The sequence below is a fragment of the Pseudomonas aestuarii genome (assembly GCF_027988105.1).
Lineage (GTDB): Bacteria > Pseudomonadota > Gammaproteobacteria > Pseudomonadales > Pseudomonadaceae > Aquipseudomonas > Aquipseudomonas aestuarii.
Genome location: NZ_JAQJZJ010000009.1, coordinates 73,225 through 98,573 on the forward strand (window position 1 = coordinate 73,225; position 25,349 = coordinate 98,573).

The window sequence follows — 25,349 nt, forward strand, 5'->3', positions numbered from 1 at the left end:
CCTACTTCAGCAACTGCGCGTAGTCATCGATGGCCGCCTCGTAACACTCGCATGAGGCGGCTTCCAGCCCTTTGCGATCGAGGATGCTGATCTCGCCGCGGGTGTAGTGGATCAGGCCACGCAGTTGCAAGGCACCGGCGGCGACGGTGACGCCACTTCTGCGCACCCCGAGCATGTCGGCCAGGTATTCGTGGGTCAGGTAGAAGTGATCGGCGTGCGCGCGGTCGTGGGTCATCAGTAACCAGCGCGCCAGACGCGGTTCGATTTCATGGAAATGGGTACAGGCGGCGGTTTGCGACAGCTGCGCCATCAGTACATACAGGTAGCGGTTGAGTGTGCGCAGCAGCTCCGGGCACTCCTGCAACTCGCGGCGAAAATGTGCCGCGTTGATCCGCAATACAGTGCCGGTGCCCTGCACCACCGCGCGCATCGGCACAGTGTTCACGCCAAGAATCAGGGTCGCGCCAAGCATGCCTTCACTGCCAATCAGGCCCATTTCCAGCGGCTGATGGTCACGCAGCGTGGTCACCAGCGAGATAAACCCGGTCAGCGGAAAGTACAGGTGGCGTAAGGTTTGATCAGGCTCGCAGAGGATGGTGCCGAACACTAGATCGACTTGTTCGCAGCACTCCAAGAATCGTTGCGACTCCTTGTGCGGCAAACGTGCTAGCAGCTGGTTAACCACGGGACCCCGTATTGCTGCTGACATTCCAACGCCCTGCAGCACGAGAAAGTCGGGACGCGACACAGGAAAGGTGCCGATCAGTCCCGATTCAGCAGTCTGATTGAGCGACGATGACTTGTCTGTTCGCTATGGTACAGATGATGCTAATACCTTGATTGACATCGAATATGTTTACTGCCCGACACATTAACCCAGCGCAATCACTTGAACCGCAAAGGGCAGCAGGCGATCCGTTTCCTTCTTTACCACTGCATAGCACTCGCAGCTCATCTGCTCGAGCTTGGGCCGGTTGGTCACCCTGATGCGCCCGCGGCTGTATTCGATCACCCCCGACTTATGCAGCTTGCCAGCCGCCTCGGTGACGCCCTCACGGCGCACGCCCAACATATTGGCGATCAGCTCCTGGGTCATGACCAGCTCATTGGTTGGCAAGCGATCGAGCGACAGTAGCAACCAGCGGCACAGTTGCTGGTCAATCGAATGGTGGCGGTTACACACTGCCGTCTGCGACATTTGGGTGATCAGCGCCTGGGTATAACGCAGCATCAGGTGCAGCATCTCGCTGTGGCGATTGACCTCATCCTTGAACTGCCGCGAGGGCAGTCGATACGCATATCCGGCGCTCTGCACGATGGCACGGCTGGTGGTGCTCTCGCCGCCCATGAACACGGCGACGCCAATCAACCCTTCATTCCCCAATACGGAAATTTCCGCCGAGGCACCGTTCTCCATCACATAGAGCAGCGAAACAATCGAGTCGGTTGGGAAATACACATGGCTCAAGGTATCGCCGGACTCATACAGAACCTTGCCCAAGGGCAGTGGCACCAGCTCCATCTTGGGCTGTAACCGATTTTGGACGTCCAGAGGCAATGCAGCCAAAAGAAGATTTTTTTGGGGGGTTATGGGCAACTCAGACATCTCACACTCTATGAATTGGGGGGCATAGCCCCCCCTTGGAAACAGCTTATCGGTAGTCGTAGGCAGGATTGTCTTTACGCTGTGGAACATGATGGCCATAGTGGCACCATGCCATCTGTGCGTTATCGCACATAGCGTTTCGAGAATTGCAGGTCGATCTGAAGCGCCACGCGTCAATCAATGCGCTGCACAGCAGGCGGCAGCGTCACAGCCGGCCCATCAACAGCAGTACCAGCACGATGATCAACACCAGGCCCAAGCCGCCAGTAGGGGCATAGCCCCAGCTCCGGCTATGCGGCCATGCGGGGATCGCCCCCACCAGCATCAGAATCAGCACGATCAACAGAATCGTTCCCAAGCTCATGGCGATCTCCCTGAATGGTTCGAGTTCGCGGACGCAGAAACCTCAATATGAGGTTTCATCCTCATCGCAGCGAGCCATGCCGATTCACGTTGAGCGTCTCACATCGAACACCCTCGACCCGGCACCTTCACAGTTTGAACAGCTAGCGCGCTCAGTTCGGTGCGTTATCGAACATAGCAATCACCCAGCGACGGGCACCAAACGCTGTCGTGCCGGCTGAATATGGCATCGCGTCCCTCCTTTACGTGTACATTCAGGCGACTCCATCGCTTCGACAGCCACCCGGCTGCAGCGCGCGCGACCTCCGGGGAAGATGACCAATGCAAGCAGCGTATAGCTGGAAGCTGTGTATCACGGCAATCCTCAGCCTGGCGCTGGGTGCCTGCAGTTCCTTGCCGACCCTCACGCCCGATATGGCGCGCCGCGATGCGCCGCCGGTACAACTCGACGGGCCACAGGGGCCACTGTCGTCCGCGCGGAGCAAGGCCATTCTCGATCGACTGCAGGCGCGCGGTGTCGAGACCAATATCTTCAAGCTGCACCTGGCGGTCGAAGAAGCCATCGTCGGCAGCCCCCTGACCAGCGACAACAAGGTCGAACTGCTGCAGGACGGCCCCGAAACCTATCAGGCAATGATCAACGCAATCGACGCCGCACTCGATCACATCAACATGGAAAGCTTCATTATCGAAGACGACGAGGTCGGCCAGCGCTTCGCCGACGCGCTGATCGCCAAGCAGCGGGCCGGTGTGCAGGTCAATCTGATCCGCGACAGCGTCGGCACCCTGCGCACACCAAGCTCGTTCTTCTCGCGCCTCAGCGCGGCCGGAATCCAGGTGCTGGAGTTCAACCCGGTCAACCCGCTGACCGCCAAGGCCGGCTGGTCGGTGAACCAGCGCGACCATCGCAAACTGCTGATCATCGACGGGCGTATTGCCTTTCTCGGCGGCGTCAACATCAGCAGCGTCTATTCTGGCGGTTCCTTCAGCCCGCAATCGATTAAACGCCCCAACGATGCACTGCCTTGGCGCGACACCCACCTGCAACTCGAAGGCCCGGTGGTGGGCGAGCTGCAAAAGCTGTTCATCGAAACCTGGGAAAAGCAGCAAGGCGAACCCCTCGCGCCACGCGACTACTTCCCGGTCAGCCAGCACCTGGGAAACGATGTGGTACGCGCAGTCGGCAGCTCGCCGGACGACCCCTACAGCCTGATCTACGTCACCCTGATCTCGGCGCTGCGCAGTGCCCAAAGCGAGATCTGGCTGACCAACGCCTACTTCGTGCCCGACCCGCAGTTGCTCGCGGCGCTCAAGCAGGCGGCGGCGCGCGGCGTCGACGTGCAGTTGATCCTGCCCAGCAGCACCGACTCCTGGCTGGTCTTGCATGCAGGCCGCGCCTACTACAGCGAGCTGCTGAAGGCCGGGGTCAAGCTGCACCAACGCCGCGATGCCCTGCTGCATGTGAAGACCGCCGTGATCGACGGAGTCTGGTCGACCGTCGGCTCGACCAACCTTGACTGGCGCAGTTTCCTGCACAACCAGGAGGTCAATGCGGTGGTGCTCGGCACGGATTTCGGCGGCAAGATGCGCGCCGCCTTTCTCGCCGACCTGGATAAGTCGGAACAGATCACTCTGGAAAAATGGCGTCGTCGCCCCCTCGACGCAAGAGTCAAGGAATTGCTCGGACGCCTGTGGGAGTACTGGTTGTGAGGCCTTTCCGGCCTGCCGTCGCGGGCTGTTTGCAGTGGCGACACGCGGCCGTGCTGCTGGCGCTGCTACTTGCACCGCAGGTCTACGCGCAAGACCCGGAGTCACTCAGGGCCCGGCATGCCGCCCTGGCTGAACAGCTCAGCGACAACCCGTTCCAACGCCCGTTGCATCTCGAATCCCGGCAAACCGCCGACGCGTTGCAGGGCGACATCTATGCGCTGATCGAACAGCCCTATGCCGTGGTCGGCACAGCATTGCAAGGCAGCGCGCACTGGTGTGACATCCTGATCCTGCACCTGAATGTGAAAAGCTGCGGCGTCTCATCGCAGACCGATGGTGAGAGCCTGCGCATCCATATCGGCCGCAAGTCCGAGCAGACGCTGGCCGATGCCTACCTGTTCGAATTTACCTACCGGGTCGCAACGGCTACGCCCGACTTCCTCCAGGTGCTGCTGGAAGCCGAGGACGGACCGCTGGGCACCAGCCGCTACCGCATCAATCTCGAAGTGGTGGCACTCGATGCCCAGCGCAGCTTCCTGCACCTGTCCTACTCCTATGCTTACGGCATGGCCGCCAGCGTCGCCGCACAGAGTTACCTGGCGACGCTGGGACGCAACAAGGTGGGATTCAGCATCCTCGAACACAGCGCCGAAGGGCAACCCGTCTACATCGGTGGCATGCGCGGGGTGATCGAACGCAACACCATGCGCTATTACCTGGCGATCGAGGCCTACCTGGGCGCCCTGGCGGCGCCGCCAGCGACGCGCCTGGAACAACGCCTGACCCTCTGGCACAGCGCTATCGAGCAATACCCGGCGCAACTGCACGAACTCGAGCGCGAGCAGTACCTGACGATGAAGCACAAGGAAATCCAGCGTCAGCAGGCGGACGCCGCTGGCGAATAAGCGCCAAGGGCTGCACCGACGCGACCAATAGCAGGGCGACACCGTGCAGCGCCTCCTCGATTCGCGACCAGCGCAGGCTGGCGAGAATTGGCCGCGGGCTGCCGGGCAAACGGCGCAATCAGGCCAGGACTTGCAAACCATCGGCCGGCATGGCCTGCAACTGGCCATCCCAGGCGCTCTGCTGGACCATTGGTGACATCTCGATCTGGTTGCAGCGCAGCGGCAACTCGCAATTGCCAGGGCGCAGCGCGCTCATGCGAGGGCGCGCCCAGTCTAGGCAGCCGCGCGCACCCTAGCAGTCGGTCAGTCCAGTAGCTGCAGGGCTTCGGCGCTGCATTGTTGAATGCGCGCCCAGTCGCCGTTCTTGACCCACTGGCTGTCGAACATCCAGGTGCCACCGACGCACATCACGTTGGCCAGCGCCATGTAGCGCTGCAGGTTGCCGGGGTTGATACCGCCGGTGGGGCAGAACCGTACATCGCCGAAGGGACCACCGAGGGCCTTGAGCGCCGCGGTGCCGCCGCAGACTTCCGCGGGGAACAGCTTGAAGCGGCGGTAGCCGAGGGCGTAGCCGAGCATGATGTCCGAGGCGCTGCTGGTGCCGGGCAACAGTGGCACCGGGCTGTCCAGACTGGCCTTGAGCAGTTCGGCGGTCGAGCCGGGGGTGACGATGAACTGCGCCCCGGCTTCCTCGGCGGCGGCGAGCATCTGCAGGTCGAGCACGGTGCCCGCGCCGACGCAGAGTTCGGGCCGCTGCTCGCGCAGCAGGCGAATGGCGGTCAGGCCATGCACCGAACGCAAGGTGATCTCCAGCACCGTCAGGCCACCGGCCGCCAGGGCATCGGCCAATGGCAGGATGTCCGCCTCGCGGGCGATGGTGATCACCGGCATGATCCGCGCACGGACACAGAGGCTGTCGATCTGGGCGATTTTCTCGGCCATGCGGGCGTGCTGGCTGTTGTCGTTGGTCGTCATAGCGTCAGGTCCTTCGGCCCTAGGGGCACCAGTAAATCTCAAGGGGAGAATGCAATAGCGCGCGCACCGGCATGCTCGCCACCTCGCCCACAGCCAAGGCTGCGCTCAGGGTCTCGAGTTTGCCTTGCCCCTGCAGGGCCAGCAGGGGCAAGCGTGCGCAAGTCAGTAGCGGCAAGGTCATGCTCAGGCGCTGATGCGGCACGCTGGGCGCCAGCATCGGCAGGCAGCGGCGCGGGCAGTCGGCCTGCAAGGCGTCGTGCAGATTCGGGCTGTTGGGAAACAGCGAAGCGGTATGGCCGTCATCGCCCATGCCCAGCACCAGCACATCGATCGGCGGCAACTCGGCCAAAGCCTGGTCGGCTTTCAGCGCGGCGTCTTCGAGGCTTGCACTCGCTTGATACAAGCCGATGAAACGCGCCGCCGCGGCCGGACCACGGAGCAGATGGCGACGCACCAGGCCTTCGTTGCTGTCAGGGTGGGCGACCGGCACCCAGCGCTCGTCGGCCAGGCTGATCACCACCTGCGCCCAGTCCAGCGGCTGCTGCGCCAGCTGTTCGAAGAACGCCACCGGACTGCGCCCACCGGAGACCACCAGGGTCGCCTGGCCCTGGGTTTCGATCGCCACGCGCAGCGCCTCGGCGACCGCCCGGGCCAGGGCCTTGGCCAGCTGCGCCGGACTGCTCAGGCTGCGCGCCAGCACGCCCAGGGGTAAATCGAGATCAGAGATCGCCATACCAGGACCTCCCGTCGCGGGTGATCAGGGCAATCGAGCCCATCGGCCCCCAGGTGCCGGCGGCATAGGGTTTCGGTGCGTCGCCGAGCTGTTTCCAGCCGGCGATCAGCTGATCGCACCACAGCCAGGCGCATTCGATCTCGTCCTTGCGCACGAACAGGTTCTGATTGCCGCGCATCACTTCCAGCAGCAAACGCTCGTAGGCATCGGGGATGCGCGCGCTGCGGTAGGTGTCGGAGAAATTCAGTTGCAACGCGTGACTGCGCAACTGCATGCCCTTGTCCAGGCCCTGATCCTTGGTCATCACCTGCAGGGCGATGCCCTCGTCCGGTTGCAGGCGAATGACCAGCTTGTTGCCGATCAACTGGCGCTGCTCCGGGGCGAAGATGTAGTGCGGCGTCTCCTTGAAGTGGATGACGATCTGCGACATTTTTTCCGCCATGCGCTTGCCGGTACGCAGGTAGAAAGGCACGCCGGCCCAGCGCCAGTTGCGAATGTCCGCCCGGATGGCGACGAAGGTTTCGGTATCGCTCTGGGTGTTGGAGTTTTCCTCCTCCAGATAACCCGGTACCGCCTTGCCATCACTGCTGCCGGCCACGTACTGACCACGCACCACTTGGCGGCTGAGCTGCGCAGCGGTGATCGGCTCCAGCGCCTTGAGCACCTTGACCTTCTCGTCGCGAATGCTGTCGGCGGACAGTTCGCTGGGCGGATCCATGGCGATCAGGCAGAGCAGTTGCAGCAGGTGGTTCTGGATCATGTCGCGCAACTGCCCGGCCTGGTCGAAGTAGCCCCAGCGACCCTCGATGCCGACCTTCTCCGCCACGGTGATTTCCACGTGGGAAATATGATTCTGGTTCCACTGGGTTTCGAACAGGCTGTTGGCGAACCGCAGGGCAATCAGGTTCTGCACCGTCTCCTTGCCCAGGTAGTGGTCGATACGGTAGATGCGGGTTTCCGGGAAGTACTGCGCCACCGCGTCGTTGACCGCGCGCGAGGAGACCAGATCGTGGCCGATGGGTTTTTCCAGCACCACCCGCGTCCGTTCGGCCAGGCCGACCCGCGCCAGGTTGGCGCAGATGCCACCATAGACCGAGGCCGGAGTGGCGAAGTAGGCGATCACGCGTTCGCCCGTTCCGACGTGCTCGGCCAGGGCGTCGTAGTCGTCAGCCTGGAGGAAATCCATAGTCAGATAACTGAGGCGCGCCTGAAAGCGCTGCAGCGCTGCCTTGTCGACCTCATGTACCGGCACATAGCGCAGCAGATGCTCAGCGATACAGGTCAGGTGCTGCTGCGCCTCGCCATTCTCGCGCGCCAGGGCGAAAATCCGCGTATCGGCATGCAACAGTCCGGCGCGGTCGAGCTGGTAGAGTGCCGGGAACAGTTTGCGCAGGGCCAGATCACCCAGCGCGCCGAACAAGGCAAAAGTACAGGATTCAACGGTTATCGAAGGCATGATGTTGGTTCTTTTATCAAGTTAAGCTAGAAATACCCTGTCGACCCGATTTTATCAAGGCCATATGTTGTAATAAAAACAACATTTTGCTAAAAAACACTTGCCAGTGGTAGCCCCCTGGCTCCATCAGTACGATAGGCCGGCAATTTCAGCCCTGGCTAAGGAATGACAATGGACCGCGTGCGCAACCTTCTGGAACAGATCCAGGGTCGACTCGACAGCCTGAACAAGGCCGAACGCAAAGTCGCCGAGGTGATTCTGCGCAACCCGCAGCAAGCCACCCGCCTGAGTATCGCCGCCTTGGCGCAAGCCGCCCTGGTCAGCGAACCGACGGTCAACCGCTTCTGCCGCTCGTTCGGCGTCAGCGGCTATCCCGAGCTGAAGATGCAGCTGGCGCAGAGCCTGGCCAGCGGCGCCGCCTATGTCAGCCGCGCGGTGGAAGCCGACGACGCCCCCGAGGCCTATACCCGCAAGATCTTCGGCAGTGCCATTGCGTCATTGGACAGCGCCTGTCAGGCCATAGATCCGCAGTTGATCAGCCGCGCGGTCGACCTGCTGATCCAGGCCCGGCAGATCCACTTCTTCGGCCTTGGCGCCTCGGCGCCGGTGGCCCTGGATGCGCAGCACAAATTCTTCCGCTTCAACCTGGCGGTGTCGGCCCACGCCGATGTACTGATGCAACGCATGCTGGCCTCGGTGGCGCACACCGGCGACCTGTTCGTGATCATCTCCTACACCGGGCGCACCCGCGAGCTGGTGGAGGTGGCACGCCTGGCCCGGGAAAACGGTGCCTCGGTGCTCGGCCTGACCGCCGCCGACTCACCACTGGCCAAGGCCAGCACCCTGAGCCTGAACATCCCGCTGCCGGAAGACACCGACATCTACATGCCGATGACCTCGCGGATCATCCAGCTCACCGTGCTCGACGTTTTGGCCACCGGCATGACCCTGCGCCGCGGCGTGGACTTCCAGCCGCACCTGCGCAAGATCAAGGAGAGCCTCAACGCCAGTCGCTACCCGCTGGACGAGGAACCGAGCTGAGCAACCTGCAAGCCACGCCTACGCCAACCGTGCCTGCAACTGCAGCACGGCCTCCTCGCCCGGCTTGAGGATCAGGCTGTCGGCGCCGCAACTGGCGGCTTCGACGCAGACAAAACCCAGCGCCTCGCGCCAACTCACATCGGTCAAGGGCCGGCTGCCGGGATGCCAGACCACACTGTTGGCGCCGCCGCGGGTGTCGACCAGCAGGCGTCGCTGCCAGGCCAGATCCTGCACCTGGACGAGCGCGCCGCGGCGAAAGATGCGGTGACAGCCATCCTCGATGCGCAGCTCGCCCTGCTGCCGGCACTCGGCACGCGCCAGCAAGTCCCGACCGGCGGCGCCATCCAGGCCGAGCAGCGCCACCCGCGCGACATCGCTGACGCGCCAATAGGCGTGCAAGGCCTGACTGAGCTGACAGGCCTCGCTGTCTTGATGAGACGTACGCAGGCGCAGCTTCATCTGCTCACCCAACTCGACCTCCAGGGTCACCGTCCAGTCGCATAGCTGCAGCTGCCAGGTCAGATACACACCCTGCTCGTCCAGCTCGCTGCCGAGCAAGTGCCAGTCGCTCAGCCGCGCCCAGCCGTGGGACGGCCAGCCACTCTCGCTGGGATGCCGACCGAACCAGGGCCAGCACACCGGTACGCCACCGCGAATCGCCCCGCCACGCGGCCAATGACTGGCGCACCACAACCAGGGGTGCTGCCCGCGCGGCTGGAAATGCAGCAACTGACCGCCCTGGCGACTGAATATGGCCTGAAAACGTGGATGCTCGATCAGCAGCAACTCGCGCTCCTGGTGGGTCACCCAGCGCAAGGCTGGCCCGGCAGACGACAGAAACAACCCGGCCAGGGGATGCTCTGCAGCAGCCCCCGGCCGGGTTGTCGCCACGCCGGACCAACGCCGCGGCCTAGCCGGCAGCATCGACCCGCTCGCAATGGGCGATCACCACCAGTATTCGACCTGCACGCCGAAGTTGGAGCCGTGCCGCGCGGTGTCGAAGGCGCCGCTGTCGGACAGCGCCGAGCCCGCCGCCAATGTGCTGGCCGCACGCTGCGCCGCGGCGTTCCAGCTGGCATAGGTGTAGTACAGGCGGATTTCCGGACGCGCCCAGAACTCGGGGCCGGCTGGCGACCAGGTTGGCGCCACGGTGAACTTGTTCAGCTTGCGCGTACCATCGGCGGCCTCGACCTGATCGTGACCGACCTCGCCAACCAGCTTGAACTGCTCGGTGAAGGCGTAGCTGGTACGGGCGCCGACCGACAGCCAGTCCTGCTCATCCTCGTTATTCGCGCGCTTGTCCTTCTGGTAGACGAACTGCGCCTGGCCACCCCAGCGCGGTGTGGCCTGCCAGTCGAAGAACTCCACCAGCCGGTAACGCTTGGCGCTGCTGTCCAGGCCGACATCGCCAGTAGAGCCCAGGGCGGTGCCGGGACCGGGGCCGTACTGCAGGGCCAGGGTGTTCTTGCCGCCGAGGCCGAGAAAGTCCGTCTGCTTGTGCTGGGCGGTCAGCGACCAGCCGCTGTTGGCGCCTTCGATATGGCGCGGCTTGGCGATGTAACTCAGGCCGAACTCCAGCTCGCCGCCCGGGTTGGTCTGGAAGCCGGCGACGTTGAAGTCGTGACGGTTGATGTATTCCTTCTGGAACACGCTGTCCTTGCGCGAGAAGGCGTAGCTGTACTTCAGCCCGCCCAGCTCGTAGTCCTCGATGCCGGCGCCGGTGGCGCTCTGGTTCCAGTAGAAGAAATCGGAGATATGGATGTCGTTACGCTTGTAGAAGCGCCGTCCGGCCCACAGCGAGCCGCCATTGAGCGCCGGCACCTTGCTCCATTCGGCGTATGCCTGATTGATCCGGGAAAAACCATGTTCACCGGTGAACTCCGGGCTATGGCCATACTCGTTGAACAGTTGCGCCATGCCTTCGACGCTGAGCACCGAGCCGTCGTCCAGGGTCAGCAGATCCTGGCGCAGGTCCAGCTCCGAGTACTGCTCGCACTCGTTGCCCAGGCGGTATTTCGATTGGGCGCCGGGCAACTGGAAGCAGGACTGGCTGCCGCCGTTCTCCGTACTCCCCGCGCCGCTGCGCACATAGCCGGTGAACTCCAGGGCCTGGGCCTGGGGCATGGCCAGACCGAGGGCCAACGCGACCAGGTAGGGGGCGCGGCGCGCACCACTGGGGCGAGGGGCTACGACAGGGTTGAGACTGATCTTCATGGCTGCTCCTGATTGTTTTTATTGTGTGAAGTGCTGCGGTTACCGCCGAGGCGGGGGATTCGCTGAGGGTGCGCCGCGCGCACCCAGGGGTGCCCCCGGAATGACCCGGAGCCACGCTTGGCTTGCATGAGAATTGCCGATTGCCTTGCCCGACCGCCGCAGCGGCCCTGGCAGCGGCGCGCTAACCGGTCATGAATTGGGCGACCTTGTGCTCGAGCGGTTGCGCCTTGCCCGGCAGCAGGCGCTCGCCGCTCTGAGCGTCGAACAGCAGTACCTTGCTCGGGTCGAACTGCAGCTCCAGGGTTTGCCCCACCTGCGGCGCATCGTCCGGGGCCATGCGGCAGCAGACCTTGGTCTGGTTGAGCTCGACGAACACCAGGGTGTCCGGCCCGGTGGGCTCGACGACTTCGACTTCGGCGCGTATCGACGACTGATTGCGGCTCTCGGCCGTGGCCAGGAGGATCTGCTCGGGACGAATACCGAGGATCACCTCGCGATCCTCGAAGCCCGCCTCCATCACCCCCAGCGGCAGCTCGCAACGCGCCTGCCCGCTGTCCAACAGGGCGAAGAGTTGGCCGTCGCGGCGCTGCAGGCGCAGGGGAATGAAATTCATCGGCGGCGAGCCGATGAAGCTGGCGACGAACAGGTTGGCCGGGTCGTTATAGATCTGCCTCGGAGTGCCGAACTGCTGGATGATGCCGTCCTTCATCACCGCCACCTTGTCGCCCAGGGTCATGGCCTCGATCTGGTCGTGGGTGACGTAGACCGTGGTGGTCTTCAGGCGCTGGTGCATCAGCTTGATCTCGGTGCGCATCTCCACCCGCAGCTTGGCGTCGAGGTTCGACAGCGGCTCGTCGAACAGGTAGATCTTCGGCCGTCGCGCCAGCGCCCGGCCCATGGCCACGCGCTGCTGCTGGCCGCCGGAGAGCTGGCCGGGCTTGCGCCCCAGCAGGTGTTCGATCTGCAGCAGCTTGGCCACCCGCGCGACTTCCGCCTCGATCTCGGCCGGGGCCATCTTGCGCATCTTCAGGCCGAAGGCGATGTTGCCGTGCACGGTCATGGTCGGGTACAGCGCATAGGACTGAAAGACCATGGCGATGTCGCGGTCCTTGGGGCTCATGCCGCTGATGTCCTGGTCGTCGACCAGGATCGCCCCGCCGCTGATGTCCTCCAGGCCGGCGATGCAGTTCATCAGGGTGGATTTGCCGCAACCGGAAGGACCGACCAGGATCAGGAACTCGCCGGAATCGATCGAGATCTCGATGTTTTTCAGGGTATCCGGCAGGCCACTGCCGTAGGACTTGTTGACGTTACGCAGTTCGAGGGTTGCCATTGTTGTTACCTCAACCTTTGACGGCGCCGGCTGTGAGCCCACGCAGGAAATATTTGCCGGCCAGTACGTAGACCACCAGGGTCGGCAGCCCGGCGATCATCGCCGCGGCCATGTCGACGTTGTATTCCTTGGCCCCGGTGCTGGTGTTGACCAGGTTGTTCAGGGCCACGGTGATCGGCTGGGTATCGCCGCTGGCGAACACCACGCCGAACAGGAAGTCGTTCCAGATCTGGGTGAACTGCCAGATCAGGCAGACCATGATGATCGGGGTCGACATGGGCAGCAGGATGCGCCCGAAGATGGTGAAGAAGCCCGCGCCATCCAGGCGCGCCGCCCGCACCAGGGCATCCGGAATGCTCACGTAGTAATTACGAAAGAACAGCGTGGTGAAGGCCATGCCGTAGACCACATGGATCAGCACCAGACCGCCGGTGGTGTTGGCTAGGCCGAGCTGGCCGAGGGTGAAGGACGCCGGCAGCAGCACCACCTGGAACGGCAGGAAACAGCCGAACAGCAGCAGACCGAAGAACAGCTGCGAACCGCGGAAACGCCACATGGCCAGCACATAACCGTTCAACGCGCCGATCACGGTGGAGATCAGCACCGCCGGAATGGTGATTTTCACCGAGTTCCAGAAGTAGCCGCCGACCCCGTCCCAGGCCTTCAGCCAGCCGATGGCGGTGAACACCTCGGGCCAGGACAGCAGGTTGCCGGTGCGGATGTCTTCCGGGCTCTTGAAGCTGGTCAACAGCATGACCACCAGCGGGATCAGGTAGACCGCGCAGGCGGCCAACAGGGTGGCGTAGATCGCCACGCGGCTCAGGCTGAGCGAGGAACGGCTAGTCATGGCGCTTGCCTCGCAGCTCGGAGTACAGGTAGGGCACCAGGATCGCCAGCACCGCGCCGAGCATGAGGATCGCACTGGCGGCGCCGAGGCCCATCTGGCCGCGGGTGAAGGTGTGGGCATACATGAACATCGCCGGCAGATCGGAGGCGTAGCCGGGGCCGCCGGCGGTCATCGAGGCAACCAGGTCGAAGCTCTTGATGGCGATATGCGAGAGGATCATCAGCGCGCTGAAGAACACCGGACCCAGGCTCGGCAGGACGATGCGCAGGTAGATGTTCGGCAGGCTGGCGCCATCGACCTGGGCGGCGCGAATGATCGACTGATCGACCCCGCGCAGGCCGGCGAGGAACAGCGCCATGACGAAGCCCGAGGACTGCCAGACCGCGGCGATCACCAGGCAGTACACCACCCGATGCGGGTCCACCAGCCAGTCGAAACGAAAGCCTTCCCAGCCCCAGTCGCGGAGCATCTTGTCGATGCCCAGGCCGGGGTTGAGCAGCCATTTCCAGGCGGTGCCGGTGACGATCATCGACAACGCCATGGGGTAGAGAAATATGGTGCGGATAAAGCCTTCGCGGCGAATGCGCTGATCCAGCAGCACCGCCAGCATCACCCCGAGCACCAGGCTGATGCCGATGAACAGGCCGCCGAAGAGCAGCAGGTTCTGGCTCGCCACCCACCAGCGGTCGTTGCCCCACAAGCGCGCATACTGCTGCAGGCCAACCCAGGAATAGCTGGGCATGAAACGCGAACTGGTGAACGACAGGGCAAAGGTCCAGAGGATGTAGCCGTAGAAACCGACCAGGATGATCAGCATGCTCGGCGCCAACACCAGCTTGGGCAGCCAGCGTTGCAGCGCATCCAGCGGTGAGGCCTTGGTGAAAACCGCGATTGAACTCATGGGTGACTCCATTGTGTTGCGGCCCGTAGGGCGGGTGAAACCCGCATTTCGCCGACCAGGGGTTATGCGAATTTCCTGGAATGCGGCGCGGCCGATCCCGCGAAGCGCGCCAACAGGCATGCACCGGGGACATCGGGTTGATAAGCGGCGGGTTGCACCCGCCCTACGGGCTAACCGCCCTGGGAACGCCGCCGGCGCGCCGGCGGCCTGGGCTGACCTACTGCACGGCCTGGATAGCCGCGGCCAGCTGCTGGGCAGCCTTCTGCGGATCAGCCTTGGGGTCGTTGAAGAAGTTGGTCACCACGTCGAATACCGCACCCTGCACATAGCTGGAGGCGGCCATGCCGTGGGCCAGGCTCGGCTGCAGGCCACCGCTGGCGGCAGCCGCCTTGAAGTCGAGCATGGACTGCTGCGCGCAGGCATCGAAGCTGCTCATGTCCATATCCGTGCGCACCGGGATCGAGCCCTTGCTCTGGTTGAAGAACTCCTGGAACTGCGGCGCCATGATGGTGCGCGCCAGGTCTTCCTGGGCCTTGCGGTTGTCCGCGTTACCCAACTTGAACATCGCCAGCGAATCGATGTTGTAGGCGAAGCTGCCCTGGGTGCCGGGGAACGGCAGGCACTGATAGTCCTTGCCGGCGACCTTGCCGGCGGCGGTCCATTCGCTCTTGGCCCAGTCGCCCATGATCTGCATGCCGGCCTTGCCGTTGATCACCATGGCGGTGGCGCTGTTCCAGTCACGCCCGGCGGCATTAGCATCGACATAGCCGTGCAGTTTCTGCAGGGCGGCGAACACCTCGACCATCTTGGCGCTGGTCAGCACGCTCTCGTCCAGGTCGACGAAGGCCTTGCTGAAGTCCTCGGGACCGAGCACGGCGAAGGCCAGATCCTCGAACACGGTGCTGTCCTGCCAGGGCTGGCCGCCATGGGCCAGCGGCATGAAGCCTGCGGCCTTGAGCTTGTCGGCGGCGACGAAGAATTCGTCGAGGGTAGTCGGCGCGGTGGCGCCGGCCTTGGCAAACACCTCGGGGTTGATCCACAACCAGTTGACCCGGTGCACGTTGACCGGCACCGCCACGTAATGGCCGCCGAACTGCATCACCTCGATCACCTGCGGCGGCAGCAAGGTATCCCACTGCTGCTGCTTGGCGACTTCGTCGAGATCGGCGAGCAAACCCAGCTCGCCCCATTCCTGAATGTCCGGGCCCTTGATCTGCGCGGCAGCGGGCGGATTGCCGGACACCGCACGGGTCTTCAGCACGGTCATCGCCGCCTCACCACCACCACCGGCAACGGCGAAGTCTTTCCAGGTGTGGCCCTGGTCTTCGATGAGTTTCTGCAGGGTGTCGACGGCGCGTTTTTCGCCACCGGAAGTCCACCAGTGCAGTACTTCGACTTCACCGGCAAGGGCTGTCAGGGGCAGCAGATAGGCGAGAGACACAGCAGTGGCCAGGCGAGAAATCGCATTCATGAGCAGGTTCCTTTCTTGTTGTTATTCACGGGCAAGTCTGGTGCTTGCGCTGGAATCGAGTCTAACCAAGGTCGGCTGCCTGGCGGGTAACGAAGGGATGCGCGAAGGTCACAGGCTGGTGACAAAGCACGTACACCGCAGGGCGCGCCCTGCGGCCGCCATCATCGCGGCAGGCTCAGGGTCACCCGCAGGCCGCCTTCGCGCAGGTTGCGCAGGCTCAGTTCGCCGCCGTGGCTGTGGGCGATGTTGCGTGCGATGCCCAGGCCCAGGCCATAGCCCTGCTGCTGGCCGGCCAGACGAAAATGCGGTTCGAACACCTGCTCCAGGCGCTGCTCGGGCACGCCCGGCCCCTCGTCGTCGACATGCAGGACGAAGGTTTGGTCATCGTCCTCGATATGCAGGTGGGCACGCTCGCCGTACTTCAGCGCGTTGTCCACCAGATTGCCGATGCAGCGCTTGAGTGCCAGGGGTTTACCGGGATAGGCCGCGCACGCCCGGCCATCCAGGGTCACCCGACCATTGCCGGCCGGCGCCAGATAAGGCTCGACCACGTAATTGAGCAACTGGTTGAGGTCGACCGGCTCGATATTTTCGTGAATATCGGTGTCCTTGACGCACTGCAGCGCGCCCTTGACCAGCATCTCCAGCTCATCCAGGTCGCGACTGAACTTGGCCTGCACGGCCTCGTCGTCGAGCAGTTCGACGCGCAGACGCAGGCGGGTGATGGGCGTACGCAGGTCATGGGAAATGGCGCTGAACAACTGGCTGCGCTCGCGCAGGTAGCGGCCGATACGCTCGCGCATGGCGTTGAACGCACGGCTGACCTCGACCACCTCGCTGCCACCGGCCTCGGCCAGCGGCTCGACCTCGCTGCCCAGGGACATATCCCGCGCCGCCAGCGCCAGGCGCTTGAGCGGGCGACTCTGCCAGTGCACCAGCACGCCGATGAACAGCAACAAGAAGCTGCTGGTGAGGATGATGAACCACAATTGCTGGGCCGGCAGGCCCTGCTGCTCCAGGCCGGCATAGGGCTCGGGCAACAGTGAGGCGAGATACAACCACTCCCCCGGCGCGATCTGGATCTGCGTCACCAGCACCGGCGGATTGAGCGGTTCCAGGCTCAAGGCGTAATGCGCCCAGGAACGCGGCAGTTCGTCGAGTTTCAGGGCGTTATTGAAGATGCGCAAATCGTCGGGACTGACGAACTGCACCAGCAGGTCCAGGTCGTTGCCCAGCCGCTCGCGCAGGGTAGCATCGACCGCATCGAGCACTGCGCGCTTGCGTGGGGTTTCCGGCAGCACCTGCATGCTCAGCGGCTTGTCGTTGAGCGAGACGAAGAAGCGCGTGCCGCCCATATTGCGCAACTGGTCGAGGACCAGGGGCCGGTAACCCAGGGGCAAGGAGCGAAAATAGCTGACGCTGGCGGCCATCGACTGCGCCAGGCTGCGCGAGCTGGCAAGCAAGCCTTCCATCTGGCTGGCGCGCAACTGCGAAACCCAGATCAGGCTCGACAGCGCCTGGGCCAGCAACACCACCAGCAGGGTCAGCAGCAACATGCGCCCGAGCAGCGAGCGCGGCACCGGCAACAGCTTGCGCAGGCTAAACATGGCTATGGGGGGTGACCACCGCGGCCAACTGGTAACCGCTGCCGCGCACCGTGCGGATCAGCCGCGGCGGCTTGCCGGTATCGCGCAGGCGTTGGCGCAGGCGGCTGACCGCCATGTCGACGATGCGTTCGAGCGGCATCACCTCGCGGCCACGGGTGGCGTTGCCGATGGTGTCGCGGTCGAGGATCTGCTGCGGGTGGTCGAGAAACAACTTGAGCAGGGCAAAGTCGGCGCCGGAGAGGATCACCTCCTCGCCGTCTTCATGGAACAGCCGGTGGCTGACCATGTCCAGGCGCCACTCATCGAACGCCAGCACCTCGCTGCCGCGCTCCTGGGTGAAATGTGCACGGCGCAGCAGCGCCTTGATCCGCGCCAGCAACTCGCGCGGGCTGAACGGCTTACCGAGGTAATCGTCGGCGCCCAATTCCAGACCAATGACCCGGTCGGTCTCATCGGAACTGGCGGTGAGCATGATGATCGGCACTTGGGCGAAGCGCTGATGCTCGCGCACCCAGCGGCACAGGCTGAAACCATCCTCGTCGGGCAACATCACATCGAGAATCACCAGATCCGCCGGCTCGGCACACAGGCCCTGGCGAAAGCCGGCGCCATCGCCGACGGTGCGCACCTGGAAGCCGGCACGGCTCAGGTAGGTGTGCAGCAGTTCGCGAATTTCCTGGTCATCGTCGACCAGCAGAATCGATTTTCCGGGCTGGCTCATGGTCCGCCGTCCTTATTCTCATAGGGGGTAACGCCCCCGGGCCACAGGGTACGCCGCGCGGCACCCTACACCGAAGCCTGCTGCAAGGCCACGCCCGCGCCCATCAGGCCCGGGTACTCGGCCGTCACCAGCCACACCGGAATGCCATCGAAGTAATCGCTCATGCGGCCCTTGTCGCGCAGGCAGCGGGCGAAGCCGCTGGCCAGGAAAAACTCGGCAAAGCGCGGCACCACACCGCCGGCAATATACACCCCGCCGCGTGCGCCCAGGCTCAGCACGTTGTTGCCGGCGGCGCGACCGAGCCAGCAGCAGAACTGTTCCAGCACCGCGACGGCCACGGCATCGCCAGCCAGCGCCGCCGCTGTGACCTCGGCCGGCGAGCGCAAGCGTTCTTCATGGCCATCCAGCGCGCAGATCACGCGATAGAGCAGCAACAAGCCGCTGCCGCTGAGCACATCCTCGGCGCGCACATGGCCGAGCCGGCGGTAGAGCTGCTGCCACAGTTCGGCCTCGCGCGGAGTGCCGATCGGCAGGTCGACATGCCCACCCTCGCCGGGCAAGGCCCGCCAGCTGCCATCAGCCAGGGCCAGCAGCGTACCGACGCCCAGCCCCGTGCCCGGGCCGATCACCACCACCGGACGATCCGACTCTGCCACGCCGGGACAGACCGGCCGCCGCTCGTCATCAGCCAAGCGGGTCATGCCCAGGGCCATGGCGGTAAAGTCGTTGACCAGCAGCAACTCGCGCACCTGCAGCTCGCGGCAGAAGGCCGAGCGACTGATGCGCCACTGATTGTTGGTGAAGCGGAACTGGTCGCCGTTGACCGGGCCGGCGCAGGCCAGGCACACCGAATCGACCGCGCCCAGCGCCAGGCCGAGGTCGCCCAGGTAGGCGCGGATCGCCTGTTCCGGGCCCGGATAGTCGGCGGTGGGCAACACCCGCACCGACTCCAGCTGCTGGTCGCGCCACAGGGCGAAGCGCGCGTTGGTGCCGCCAATATCACCGACCAGGGCCAGTTTCACTTCAGTGCCTCCAGGCTGGTGGTGAAGGCGCAGGCGCCCTGCTCTGCCGAGCTGAAGGACTGGCGCATGAAGGCAAACAGCTCGCGGCCGCAGCCCACGGCATTGTCCAGGGTGCCGACCGCCGGCTCGCGCGCCGCCAGCTCAGCGGCCTCGACCAGCAACTGCAATTCGCCGGTGTGACCGTCGAGGCGAATCAAGTCGCCGTCGCGCACCAGCGCCAACGGCCCGCCACCGTAAGCCTCGGGACAGACATGGATGGCCGCCGGGATCTTGCCCGAGGCGCCGGACATGCGCCCGTCGGTGACCAGGGCCACCTTGAAGCCGCGATCCTGCAGCACGCCGAGGAACGGAGTCATCTTGTGCAGTTCCGGCATGCCATTGCTGCGCGGGCCCTGAAAGCGCATCACCGCGACGAAGTCACGCTCCAGCTCGCCGGCCTTGAAGGCATCGGCCAACTCCTGCTGATCCTCGAATACCATCGCCGGGGCCTCGACCAACTGGTGCTCCAGGGCCACGGCGGAGACCTTCATCACCCCGCGACCGAGGTTGCCCTGCATCAGGCGCAAACCGCCTTCGGCGGAGAAGGGATTGGCCACCGGGCGCAGCACGTTTTCGTCGTGGCTCTTGCTCGGACCGTCGCGCCAGACCAGTTGGCCGTTGTCCAGAAAGGGCTCGCGGGTGTAACGACTCAGGCCGTGACCGGCCACGGTGTTGACGTTTTCATGCAGCAGCCCGGCATCGAGCAGCTCGCGGATCAGGAAGGCCATACCGCCGGCGGCCTGGAAATGGTTGATATCGTCCTTGCCGTTGGGATAGACGTGGGCCAGGGTCGGCGTCACCGCCGAGAGGTCGGCCATGTCCTGCCAGGTCAACTGAATCCCCGCGGCCTGGGCGATGGCCGGCATATGCAGGGTGTGATTGGTCGACCCGCCGGTGGCACTCAGGGCGACGATGGAATTGACCAGGCAACGCTCGTCGACGATCTCGCCGAGCGGCATGAATTGCCCACTCTGCTTGGTCAGTCGGGTCACCTGCTGCGCCGCCTCGCGGGTCAGGGCATCGCGCAGTGGCGTATTGGGATTGATAAAGGAGGCGCCCGGCAGATGCAGGCCCATCACTTCCATGAGCAATTGATTGGTGTTGGCGGTGCCATAGAAGGTGCAGGTGCCAGGGCTGTGGTAGGCGGCCATCTCGGCAGCCAGCAGTTCGTCGCGCGTTGCCTTGCCCTCGGCATAGCGCTGGCGCACGTCGGCCTTGTCCTTGTTCGACAACCCGGACGGCATGGGACCTGCCGGCACGAACAGGCTCGGCAGATGACCGAACCGCAGGGCGCCCATCAGCAGGCCGGGCACGATCTTGTCGCAGATGCCCAGGTACAGCGCGGCGTCGAACATGTTGTGCGACAACGCCACGGCGGTGGCCATGGCGATCACTTCGCGGCTGGCGATGCCCAGTTCCATCCCCGGTTCGCCCTGGGTCACGCCATCGCACATGGCCGGCACGCCGCCGGCGAACTGGCCGACCGAACCGATTTCTCGCAGGGCCTGCTTGATCCGCTCGGGATAGTTCTCGTAGGGCTGGTGGGCCGAGAGCATGTCGTTGTAAGCCGAAATGATCGCCACGTTGGCCGCATTCATCAGGCGCAGGGTCTGCTTGTCTTCGCTGCCGCAACCCGCCACACCATGGGCAAAATTGGCGCATTGCAGCTTGCCGCGCTGCGGGCCTTCGCTGGCCGCCGCGCGAATCATCGCCAAATAGGGCTCGCGCGTGGCACGGCTGCGGGCGATCAGGCGGTCGGTTACCTCAAGTACGCGGGGATGCATGTGGTTGACTCCAGGCTGGCGAATAGCGATATTTTGTACTTAATACAAAAATACTGCCACTCAAAACACTTGATTTCTACACTTACGGGCATAATCTTGTAATTCCAACAACAAAATCAGGTCAGGACCTCACCCATGACTATACGCATCGCAATCAACGGTTTTGGCCGCATCGGCCGCAACGTGCTCCGCGCCCTCTACAGTCAAGACTACCGCCAACAGCTGCAGGTGGTGGCCATCAATGACCTGGGCGACAGTGCGATGAATGCCCACCTGCTCAAGTACGACAGCGTGCACGGGATCTTCGCCGGCAGCGTCGACAGCGATGGCGAAAGCCTCACGGTCAATGGTGATCGTATCGCCGTCAGCGCCATTCGCAACCCGGCCGACCTGCCGTGGCAGGCGCTCAAGGTCGACGTGGTCTTCGAGTGCACCGGGCTGTTCACCGAGCGCGACAAGGCCGCCGCCCACCTCGCCGCCGGCGCGCGCAAGGTGATCATCTCGGCGCCGGCCAAGGGCGCCGACGCCACCATCGTCTATGGCGTCAATCACGACATTCTGCGCCAGTCCATGCAGATCATCTCCAACGCCTCCTGCACCACCAACTGCCTGGCCCCGGTGGCCCAGGTGCTGCAACGCGAACTGGGTATCGAACACGGCCTGATGACCACCATTCACGCCTACACCAATGACCAGAACCTTTCCGACGTCTACCACAGCGACCCCTACCGTGCACGCTCAGCGACCCAGTCGATGATCCCGACCAAGACCGGCGCCGCCGAAGCGGTCGGCCTGGTACTGCCGGAACTGGCCGGCAAGCTGACCGGCATGGCCGTGCGGGTGCCGGTGATCAACGTCTCGCTGGTCGATCTGACCCTACAGGTCAAGCGCGACACCAGCAGCGATGAAATCAACGCCCTGCTCCAGGCCGCCAGCCAGCTTTCCCCGGTGCTCGGCTACAACAGCCTGCCGCTGGTGTCCTGCGACTTCAACCACAACCCGCTGTCGTCGATCTTCGACGCCAACCACACCAAGGTCAGCGGCCGACTGGTGAAAGTCATGGCCTGGTACGACAACGAATGGGGGTTTTCCAACCGTATGCTCGATACCTGCCTGGCCCTGTGTGCGGCACCCTGAAAGCCACTGCGCCGCAAGCCCGAAGGAGCGGAGGCCATGGCCGCGATAGCGCCTGCCAGACCAAGGATCGCGGGCATGGGACTGGGCGCCCCCCCGCTCCTACGATGCGTACTGATACCGTGGCCCGGATGCAATCCGGGAAATCACCGTCCCGGATTGCATCCGGGCTACCCAGTCAAATCCAGGACTCGCATATGAGCCGTATCAGCTTCACCACCGCCAGCCTGCCGGCGCGCAAGCGCATCGCCCTGGTTGCCCACGACCACTGCAAGGAATTCCTCCTCGACTGGAGCGAGCGCCAGCGCGACAAACTGGCCAGGCACCATTTGCTGGCCACCGGCACCACCGGCCTGCTGCTCGGTCGGCGCCTCGACCTGCCGATCGAGAGCATGCTCAGCGGCCCGCTGGGCGGCGACCAGCAACTGGGCGCGCGCATCGCCGAGCAGCGCGTGGACATGCTGGTGTTCTTCTGGGACCCCTTCGAGCAGCAGCCCCACGACCCGGACATCAAGGCCCTGCTGCGAGTCGCGGCGGTGTGGAATATCCCGGTGGCCTGCACCGAGAGCAGCGCCGACTACATGCTCAGCAGCGCGCTGCTGGATCAGGCCCACGACTACCGGATTCCCGACTACAGCACCTACCTCGCCGCCCGCAGTTAACCGGCACACGCCACTGAGGCAGCCGCGATACGGCCCCCCAACGCCGCGCCGCGGCGCCAGGACCGGCGCCCTTGGCCACCACCCGCACCACTCAGGTCGCCCGCGAAATCTTGCCACGCCCCGCCAATCCAAAGCGCAGAGGCATGTTTGTTCGAGCGTGCCTGTAACAAAACCACAAGCGCCGCGTCTCTAGAAGCAAGAACGGCAAGCGTGGCCACAACCCAACACCGGCGGCGTAGCGTTCCAGACGATCACCCATGCATTACCTCAATCGCTAAAACGGAGCTACCCAGATGAACACCACCGCTTCCCAGAACGTTGTTTCGGCCGCCGCGCTCGCCCTTGCCCTGGGCACCGCCTTGGCGTTGTCCAGCGTGCCCGTCACCGCTCAGGCGGCAGACAGCGAAAAATGCTTTGGCGTCGCCATGCAAGGCAAGAACGATTGCGCCGCAGGGCCCGGCACCACCTGCGCCGGCACCTCGAAGATCGACTACCAGGGCAATTCCTGGAAATTCGTGCCCAAAGGCACCTGCGAACAGACCGCCTCGCCAACCTCGCCCACCGGCTTCGGCCAGCTCGAGGCGTTCAAGGAAGTGAAGCAGTCCTGATCGGCCACACAGGAGCGCTGATGATGCTTGCCTCGCCAACTCACGCTGCCAACAGCGCTCCTGCACTCCGGCCCCTGCTGCCCTGCCAGGCCGGTATCGGCCTGAAGTCGCAGCACTACCAGCAGGTCCTCGACAGCAGCCCGGCAGTCGGCTTCTTCGAGGTGCATGCCGAGAACTACCTGGTGGCGGGCGGACCTTTCCATCATTACCTGGGCCTGATCCGCGAACGCTACCCGCTGTCGATTCACGGCGTCGGTTTGTCGATCGGCGCTCAGCAGCCCCTCGACCTGAACCACCTGGAGCGCCTGGCCGCGCTGCTGGAACGCTACCAGCCAGAATCATTTTCCGAGCACCTGGCCTGGTCGAGCCATGACGACCTGTTTCTCAACGACTTGCTGCCAGTCGCCTACGACACCGCCACCCTTAGCCGGGTCTGCGAGCATATCGATCAGGTGCAAAGCCGCTTGCAGCGCCAGCTACTGCTGGAAAACCCGGCCACCTATGTCGAATTTTCCAACTCGAGCATGGACGAAGCCACATTTATCAGCGAAGTCGTGCGCCGCAGCGGTTGCGGCCTGCTGCTGGACGTCAACAATGCCTATGTTTCCGGCATCAACCACCACTGGGACGTGCACGCCTACCTGCGCGCCCTGCCGCTGCATGCCGTCGGCGAAATCCATCTAGCCGGCTTCGCCGAAGACCGCGATGCGGCAGGCGATCGCCTGCTGATCGACAACCATGGCGCACCTGTCGACGCGGCCGTGTGGCTGCTGTACACGGAGGTCCTGCAACTGATCGGTGCCACCCCGACCCTGATCGAGCGGGACAATGACATACCGCCCCTGGAGGTATGGGTGCAAGAGGCGCAGCAGGCGCAAGCGCTGCTCCAGCGGCATCAACCACGCACCAGGCAGGCGCAGCCATGAACAGCCAACGGGAATTCGTCGCGGCCCTGCTCGATCCCGAGCGCGACTGCCCAGCGCAGCTGACCACCTGGAACGGCTCGGACCCCGCGGTGCGCTTCGCCGTCTACCGCAACAACGTCCTCAGCTCGCTGGTCGATGCCCTGGCCGCCAGTTTTCCGGTGGTGCAGCAACTGCTCGGCGAGGCGTTCTTTCGCGCCATGGCAGCCCTCTACGTGCGTCAGTCGCCGCCGCGCACGCGCATTCTGGCCGAGTATGGCGCCGACTTCGCCGACTTCATCGAGGCGTTTGCCCCCGCCAGCAGCCTGCCCTATCTGGCAGACGTGGCACGCCTGGAGCGGCTGCGCGTGCGCGCCTACCACGCCGCTGACGTAGCGCCACTGGCGAGCGAGACGCTGACAGCGGCGCTGGCCGCGCCGGATCGCCTTCGCGACCTTCTGCTGCAATTGCAGCCCGCACTCGGCCTGCTCGATTCGAGCTTCGCCGTGGTTTCACTCTGGGCCGCCCATCAGGGCAGCTTGCAGATCGCCGACGTCGACCCCCACCAGGCGCAGAGCGCCCTGGTCCTACGCAACGGCCTGCAGGTCGAGGTGATTGGCATTCACCAGAGCGACAGCCTGTTCATCCAGGCACTGCAAGCCGGGCTCACGCTCGGCCACGCCGCAGAACAGGCCCATGCCCTCAACGATGCTTTCGATCTCGGCACCTGCCTGGCCCATTTGCTGCGGGCTGGAGCAATTACTCACTCGGCGTACAACCACCAAAGGCAACTCCCATGACCCCCAATCCGTCCTTGGCCCAGGCTTCCCTGCCGGTCCGCCTGATCGCTCGTACGGTCGATCTGTGCAAGCTGATTCCCTACAGCCTGATTGCCTTTGTTGGCCGCTTTGCCATCGCCGCAACCTTCTGGAAATCGGGGCAAACCAAGGTCGAAGGCCTGGCCATCGATATCGTTTCCGGTACGTTCGAAATCGGCATGCCGAAGCTCTCCGCCTCGGCCGTGCCCTTGTTCGAGTATGAGTACCAGCTGCCACTGGTGCCCCCGGAGCTGGCCGCGCAACTGGCAGCATTCAGCGAGCACTTTTTCCCGCTGCTGATCCTGCTTGGCCTGGCCACGCGCTTCTCCGCACTGGCGTTGCTCGGCATGACCCTGGTGATTCAGTTGCTGGTCTACCCGGGCGCCTACCCGACCCATGGCGTATGGGCCGCCGTGCTCTTGCTACTGGCAGCCAAGGGCCCCGGAGTGCTGGCCATCGACCAGCTGATTGCCCGGCGCTATGGTTATACCGACTGA

26 protein-coding genes are annotated in these 25,349 nt (G+C 64.2%); 9 read left to right on the top strand and 17 right to left on the bottom strand.

Features of this window, described 5'->3' with window-relative positions; genetic code table 11:
- Position 1: 1 nt before the first annotated feature.
- From PH586_RS18095 to PH586_RS18105, 3 genes are all read right to left on the bottom strand, one after another.
- Positions 2–634: a Crp/Fnr family transcriptional regulator gene (locus PH586_RS18095; protein WP_271349154.1), complete on the bottom strand. Its 633-nt coding sequence runs from the start codon at positions 632–634 to the stop codon at positions 2–4.
- Positions 635–871: 237 nt separating this feature from the next.
- Positions 872–1,606 carry a Crp/Fnr family transcriptional regulator gene (locus PH586_RS18100; RefSeq protein WP_271349155.1) on the bottom strand — a complete coding sequence of 245 codons (735 nt, stop codon included), beginning with the start codon at positions 1,604–1,606 and terminating at the stop codon, positions 872–874.
- Between the two features lie 205 nt (positions 1,607–1,811).
- Positions 1,812–1,970: a DUF3309 family protein gene (locus tag PH586_RS18105; RefSeq protein ID WP_238042747.1), complete on the bottom strand. Its 159-nt coding sequence runs from the start codon at positions 1,968–1,970 to the stop codon at positions 1,812–1,814.
- A 320-nt stretch (positions 1,971–2,290) separates the two neighbouring features.
- Here PH586_RS18105 and cls point away from each other — a divergent pair, with 320 nt between their 5' ends.
- Both cls and PH586_RS18115 read left to right on the top strand, forming a co-directional pair.
- Positions 2,291–3,679, top strand: a complete 1,389-nt coding sequence (gene cls, locus PH586_RS18110) for a cardiolipin synthase (protein ID WP_271349157.1) — start codon at positions 2,291–2,293, stop codon at positions 3,677–3,679.
- Positions 3,680–3,708: 29 nt separating this feature from the next.
- A complete protein-coding gene (locus tag PH586_RS18115; protein ID WP_271349159.1) occupies positions 3,709–4,584 on the top strand; it encodes a hypothetical protein in 876 nt (291 codons plus the stop codon).
- A 118-nt stretch (positions 4,585–4,702) separates the two neighbouring features.
- Here PH586_RS18115 and PH586_RS18120 read toward each other — a convergent pair whose 3' ends face one another.
- From PH586_RS18120 to zwf, 4 genes are read right to left on the bottom strand one after another with little or no spacing between them, the layout of a single operon-like run.
- Positions 4,703–4,840: a hypothetical protein gene (locus tag PH586_RS18120; protein WP_271349161.1), complete on the bottom strand. Its 138-nt coding sequence runs from the start codon at positions 4,838–4,840 to the stop codon at positions 4,703–4,705.
- Positions 4,841–4,887: 47 nt separating this feature from the next.
- A complete protein-coding gene (locus tag PH586_RS18125) occupies positions 4,888–5,559 on the bottom strand; it encodes a bifunctional 4-hydroxy-2-oxoglutarate aldolase/2-dehydro-3-deoxy-phosphogluconate aldolase (RefSeq protein WP_271349162.1) in 672 nt (223 codons plus the stop codon).
- Positions 5,560–5,578: 19 nt separating this feature from the next.
- On the bottom strand, positions 5,579–6,292 hold the full coding sequence (pgl, locus tag PH586_RS18130; protein ID WP_271349163.1) for a 6-phosphogluconolactonase: 714 nt from the start codon (positions 6,290–6,292) through the stop codon (positions 5,579–5,581).
- Positions 6,279–7,748: a glucose-6-phosphate dehydrogenase gene (gene zwf / locus PH586_RS18135; protein ID WP_271349164.1), complete on the bottom strand. Its 1,470-nt coding sequence runs from the start codon at positions 7,746–7,748 to the stop codon at positions 6,279–6,281. Before zwf ends, pgl begins: the two co-directional genes overlap by 14 nt.
- Before the next feature lie 180 nt (positions 7,749–7,928).
- Here zwf and PH586_RS18140 point away from each other — a divergent pair, with 180 nt between their 5' ends.
- The gene (locus tag PH586_RS18140; RefSeq protein WP_271349366.1) at positions 7,929–8,789 is read left to right on the top strand and encodes a MurR/RpiR family transcriptional regulator; all 861 of its coding nucleotides are present in this window, start codon (positions 7,929–7,931) and stop codon (positions 8,787–8,789) included.
- Between the two features lie 18 nt (positions 8,790–8,807).
- On the opposite strand, the gene PH586_RS18145 is transcribed toward PH586_RS18140, so the two are convergent.
- From PH586_RS18145 to edd, 10 genes are all read right to left on the bottom strand, one after another.
- A complete protein-coding gene (locus PH586_RS18145) occupies positions 8,808–9,713 on the bottom strand; it encodes a D-hexose-6-phosphate mutarotase (RefSeq protein ID WP_271349165.1) in 906 nt (301 codons plus the stop codon).
- Between the two features lie 21 nt (positions 9,714–9,734).
- On the bottom strand, positions 9,735–10,913 hold the full coding sequence (locus PH586_RS18150; protein ID WP_271349367.1) for a maltoporin: 1,179 nt from the start codon (positions 10,911–10,913) through the stop codon (positions 9,735–9,737).
- A 271-nt stretch (positions 10,914–11,184) separates the two neighbouring features.
- Positions 11,185–12,336 (bottom strand): ABC transporter ATP-binding protein, encoded by a 1,152-nt coding sequence (locus tag PH586_RS18155; protein ID WP_271349166.1) that lies wholly within the window; start codon positions 12,334–12,336, stop codon positions 11,185–11,187.
- 10 nt (positions 12,337–12,346) lie between these two features.
- A complete protein-coding gene (locus PH586_RS18160) occupies positions 12,347–13,183 on the bottom strand; it encodes a carbohydrate ABC transporter permease (protein ID WP_271349168.1) in 837 nt (278 codons plus the stop codon).
- Positions 13,176–14,084 carry a carbohydrate ABC transporter permease gene (locus tag PH586_RS18165; RefSeq protein WP_271349169.1) on the bottom strand — a complete coding sequence of 303 codons (909 nt, stop codon included), beginning with the start codon at positions 14,082–14,084 and terminating at the stop codon, positions 13,176–13,178. Before PH586_RS18165 ends, PH586_RS18160 begins: the two co-directional genes overlap by 8 nt.
- A 217-nt stretch (positions 14,085–14,301) precedes the next feature.
- Entirely contained in the window at positions 14,302–15,555 is a 1,254-nt protein-coding gene (locus tag PH586_RS18170; RefSeq protein WP_271349170.1) for an ABC transporter substrate-binding protein, read from the bottom strand.
- A 161-nt stretch (positions 15,556–15,716) separates the two neighbouring features.
- A complete protein-coding gene (locus tag PH586_RS18175) occupies positions 15,717–17,162 on the bottom strand; it encodes an ATP-binding protein (RefSeq protein ID WP_271349171.1) in 1,446 nt (481 codons plus the stop codon).
- Positions 17,155–17,883 (bottom strand): response regulator, encoded by a 729-nt coding sequence (locus tag PH586_RS18180; protein WP_271349172.1) that lies wholly within the window; start codon positions 17,881–17,883, stop codon positions 17,155–17,157. The genes PH586_RS18175 and PH586_RS18180 overlap by 8 nt, the downstream gene beginning before the upstream one ends.
- A gap of 65 nt (positions 17,884–17,948) precedes the next feature.
- Positions 17,949–18,905, bottom strand: coding sequence for a glucokinase (locus PH586_RS18185; protein WP_271349173.1), 957 nt, complete (start codon positions 18,903–18,905; stop codon positions 17,949–17,951).
- On the bottom strand, positions 18,902–20,728 hold the full coding sequence (gene edd / locus PH586_RS18190; RefSeq protein ID WP_271349175.1) for a phosphogluconate dehydratase: 1,827 nt from the start codon (positions 20,726–20,728) through the stop codon (positions 18,902–18,904). The genes PH586_RS18185 and edd overlap by 4 nt, the downstream gene beginning before the upstream one ends.
- Positions 20,729–20,863: 135 nt before the next feature.
- On the opposite strand from edd, the gene gap reads away from it, so the two are divergent.
- From gap to PH586_RS18220, 6 genes are all read left to right on the top strand, one after another.
- A complete protein-coding gene (gene gap / locus PH586_RS18195; RefSeq protein ID WP_271349176.1) occupies positions 20,864–21,865 on the top strand; it encodes a type I glyceraldehyde-3-phosphate dehydrogenase in 1,002 nt (333 codons plus the stop codon).
- A gap of 194 nt (positions 21,866–22,059) precedes the next feature.
- Positions 22,060–22,524 (top strand): methylglyoxal synthase, encoded by a 465-nt coding sequence (locus PH586_RS18200; protein WP_271349177.1) that lies wholly within the window; start codon positions 22,060–22,062, stop codon positions 22,522–22,524.
- Between the two features lie 293 nt (positions 22,525–22,817).
- A complete protein-coding gene (locus PH586_RS18205; RefSeq protein ID WP_271349178.1) occupies positions 22,818–23,132 on the top strand; it encodes a BufA1 family periplasmic bufferin-type metallophore in 315 nt (104 codons plus the stop codon).
- Between the two features lie 20 nt (positions 23,133–23,152).
- Positions 23,153–24,058: an MNIO family bufferin maturase gene (bufB, locus tag PH586_RS18210; RefSeq protein ID WP_408636987.1), complete on the top strand. Its 906-nt coding sequence runs from the start codon at positions 23,153–23,155 to the stop codon at positions 24,056–24,058.
- On the top strand, positions 24,055–24,834 hold the full coding sequence (locus PH586_RS18215) for an HvfC/BufC N-terminal domain-containing protein (protein WP_271349180.1): 780 nt from the start codon (positions 24,055–24,057) through the stop codon (positions 24,832–24,834). The genes bufB and PH586_RS18215 overlap by 4 nt, the downstream gene beginning before the upstream one ends.
- Positions 24,831–25,349 carry a DoxX family protein gene (locus tag PH586_RS18220; protein WP_271349182.1) on the top strand — a complete coding sequence of 173 codons (519 nt, stop codon included), beginning with the start codon at positions 24,831–24,833 and terminating at the stop codon, positions 25,347–25,349. Before PH586_RS18215 ends, PH586_RS18220 begins: the two co-directional genes overlap by 4 nt.